This window comes from Streptomyces anatolicus, from assembly GCF_019400875.1.
Taxonomy (GTDB): domain Bacteria; phylum Actinomycetota; class Actinomycetes; order Streptomycetales; family Streptomycetaceae; genus Streptomyces; species Streptomyces anatolicus.
In genome coordinates this window covers 1-2,766 of sequence record NZ_WMBF01000672.1, presented here as the reverse complement: position 1 = coordinate 2,766, position 2,766 = coordinate 1, and the positions used below count along the sequence as shown (strand labels likewise).

Genomic DNA, 2,766 nt, shown 5'->3' with positions numbered 1-2,766 from the left:
CGCGCACCAGCAGGGGCGCGTCGTCTCCCCCGCTGAAGACGACGGCTTCGCCCACGCCCAGGGTGATGAGCGCTCTGGCCTGCGCTTCGTCCATGGCCATCGCCGCGGCGAGCGCGGCACGGTCGTCCCCGGCGATGACGCGGTGGGTGATCTTGAGATTGCTGTTCTTGATCACGTCGGGTGCGAGGCGTACGGGCACCTGGTCGGCGATGATCACGCCTTGTCCGTAGGCCCGGATCTCGGAGAGCAGGTTGGAGAAGGTCTCCACCGCCTGGCCCTTGGGGTTGGCGGCCTCCTCCGAGGACGTGGCCTGCACGTTCTCCAGGAGCCGGTGCGCCTCCTCCACCACGAGGAGGTGTACGAGGTCACGCGACTGCCCTTGCGCGCGGCGGTGTTCGACCAAGCGGATCAGTAGCAGGCCGGTGAAGAACGCCTTGTCCCCCTCGTCCCCGAGGGCGTCGAGCTCCACGACCGTGGGTGTGCCGAAGAGCTGGGCGGGCGGCAGCGAACGCGACACGTCGAGCATCGCCCCCTTGGCGCCGCGCCGCAGGGACTCGAGGCGGGTGAGCAGGGCGGCTCGCATGTCACCGGCGATCCGGTCCTCGTATCCGAGGGTGGGGATGACCTCGGTGACCTTGGTGATCAGGTCGGAGAGGGTGGGGAAGGCGTCCGCGGTCTCACTCACCTGGCCGCCGGTACTCCCGCTGTCCGGGCCGGTCGCCGCGCCGAGCCGGGAGTTGAGGTTGGTCCGCAGGTCCCAGCCGCGGTCGGCGTAGACCTCGTGCAGGCAGCGGTCCAGGATCTGCGGCAAGGGGGTCCACATGCCGAACGCGGCCGTGAAGACGGCGCGGAGCAGGTCGAGGTGTTCGCTGACGGTCGTGCCCTCCGGCGCCTCGAACGGATTGAGGACGAAGGGCGCGACGGTGGCTTTCCCGGCGGTGAACACCTGAAGGTTCTGGCCGAGGACGGGGTGTTCGATCAGGGCGCGGTACTCGGTCTTGGCCGGTTCGATCACGAGGAACGGCACGCCCTTCGCGGCCGCCTCGATCAGCAGCCCCATGATCGTGTTCGTCTTGCCCGAGCCGGTCGTGCCCGGAATGAACACGTGCCGGCTGAGCGAACGCAGCGGCACGCGGTACGTGGTGCCCGTCGCCCGGCGATGGTGGAGCACGTCGCCGACGACCAGGTGGTGTTCGTCGCCGCTCACGGGCGGCGCGACGACGTCGAAGCGGGCGAGCGGGCTGACGGAGAAGCCCAGCGTCTCCAGCTGGGGCAGGTGCACATACGCCGCGAGCTGCGCCGAACTCAGCACGGTCTGCGCGGCGTAGGGGTGCTGGTACAGGTTCGGCCCCGGCTGCTCGGGGTCGGCGGGCAGCGCCCAGCCGCCGCCGAGGGCGGCCACGGCCGGGTGCGGGAGCGTGCGCACGGGTTCGGGGATCGACTTCGCGCCGGAGAACACCGCGCGCCAGGCGCTGGCCAGGGCGGTCACGTCCTCGGGGCGCTCGCCGAAGAGGTAGACGGCCGTGCGCCAGCCGCCGCGCGCGTGGGCGTCGGCGAGCGCTTCCAGGCGTGCCTGGAGCAGTTCGACGTAGTGCGCGGCGAGCGGGCTGCTCACGCCTCTGGCCTCGACGGCGGAGGAGACGACGCGCATCTCGTTCAGTACGCGGTTGCGGTCGGCGCCGAGCGCGTCCGGGCCGACGGGGGTGGCGAGCACGAGTGCGGCCCAGGGCGTTCCGCTCATGGAGCGGACGAGGCGGTCGACCGGCAGGGCGCCGTCGCGGGCGTCGACGACGGCGGGGCTCGGCACGCCGAGGGCGAGTGCGCCGAAGCCGAGCCGGGGCACTCCGACGCCGGCCGCCGCGATGCCCACCGCCGGGTAGCAGCCGTCGAGGATGCCGAGCAGCATGCGCTGGCGCGCGTCCAGGCCCGCGTCGTCCATGCCCTCATCGGCCCAGGTGCCGAGGCGGACCGAGGTGCCCTGGCCGCTGCCGTCGAGGAGGAACGCCAGGGGCGCGCCCGCCCCGGCGAGTCCCACGAGCAGGGGCAGCGTGGCGGGTTCGAACCCGGGGTCGTCGGAGGATCTGCCGCCGGCCGGCGCCGTCTGGGCCTGGGTCTGGGCGGACACCGGCTGCCCCACTCCGGTCACGCGCACCGCGCGGCGCGCCGCCATCGGGACCACGGCTTCCGCGCCCGTCTGCCAGAGGGGGTGGAGCCGGGTGCGTTGCAGGTAGTCGACGGCCGCCGTGGTCACCGGGTCGTTCATGTCAGGGCTCCCCGGGCCAGCCCGGAGGCGGGCCCCCGGTGTCCGTGCAGGCGGAGATCCCGACGCTCACGAACATCCCGATGACGAACAGGCCGACGAGGACGGCGAGCACGATGGCCAGGACGCGGAGGCTCCGGTACGCCTTGGCCCGTACGCGCGCGTGGGTGGTGAGGTTCGTCAGCTCGTCGGCGCGCAGGGTGCCGTCGCGCCAGCGGCCGTGCAGCCGTACTTCGTCGCCGTTGCTCACGGAGCCGGAGAAGGAGAAGCCTCGCATCTCCACGGGGATGAGCTTGAGGGCGTTGCCGCTGGCGTCGTGGCGTTCGACGCGGAAGTGCCAGATCTCTTCCTCGCCGCCGTTCCCCCACTGCTCGCGGCGGGCCTGGAAGTCCCGGACGACTCCGGTGCACTGGTCTCGCCCGCGTCCGTGCTGGTCTCGCCCGTGTCCGGCGGGGGCTTCGCGTGAGGCCGCCTCAGGGGGGCGGGTGCGGTGAACGGGTGGGGCG

The 2,766-nt window shown here is 72.7% G+C and carries 2 protein-coding genes; both read right to left on the bottom strand.

Going from position 1 to position 2,766, the window contains the following annotated elements; genetic code table 11:
• Positions 1–2,263 (bottom strand): ATP-binding protein (locus tag GKQ77_RS31200; protein ID WP_219692476.1); only part of this gene is annotated, 2,263 nt, incomplete at its 3' end.
• A 1-nt stretch (position 2,264) separates the two neighbouring features.
• A partial coding sequence (locus GKQ77_RS31195; protein ID WP_219692475.1) for a hypothetical protein occupies positions 2,265–2,766 on the bottom strand: 502 nt, incomplete at its 5' end.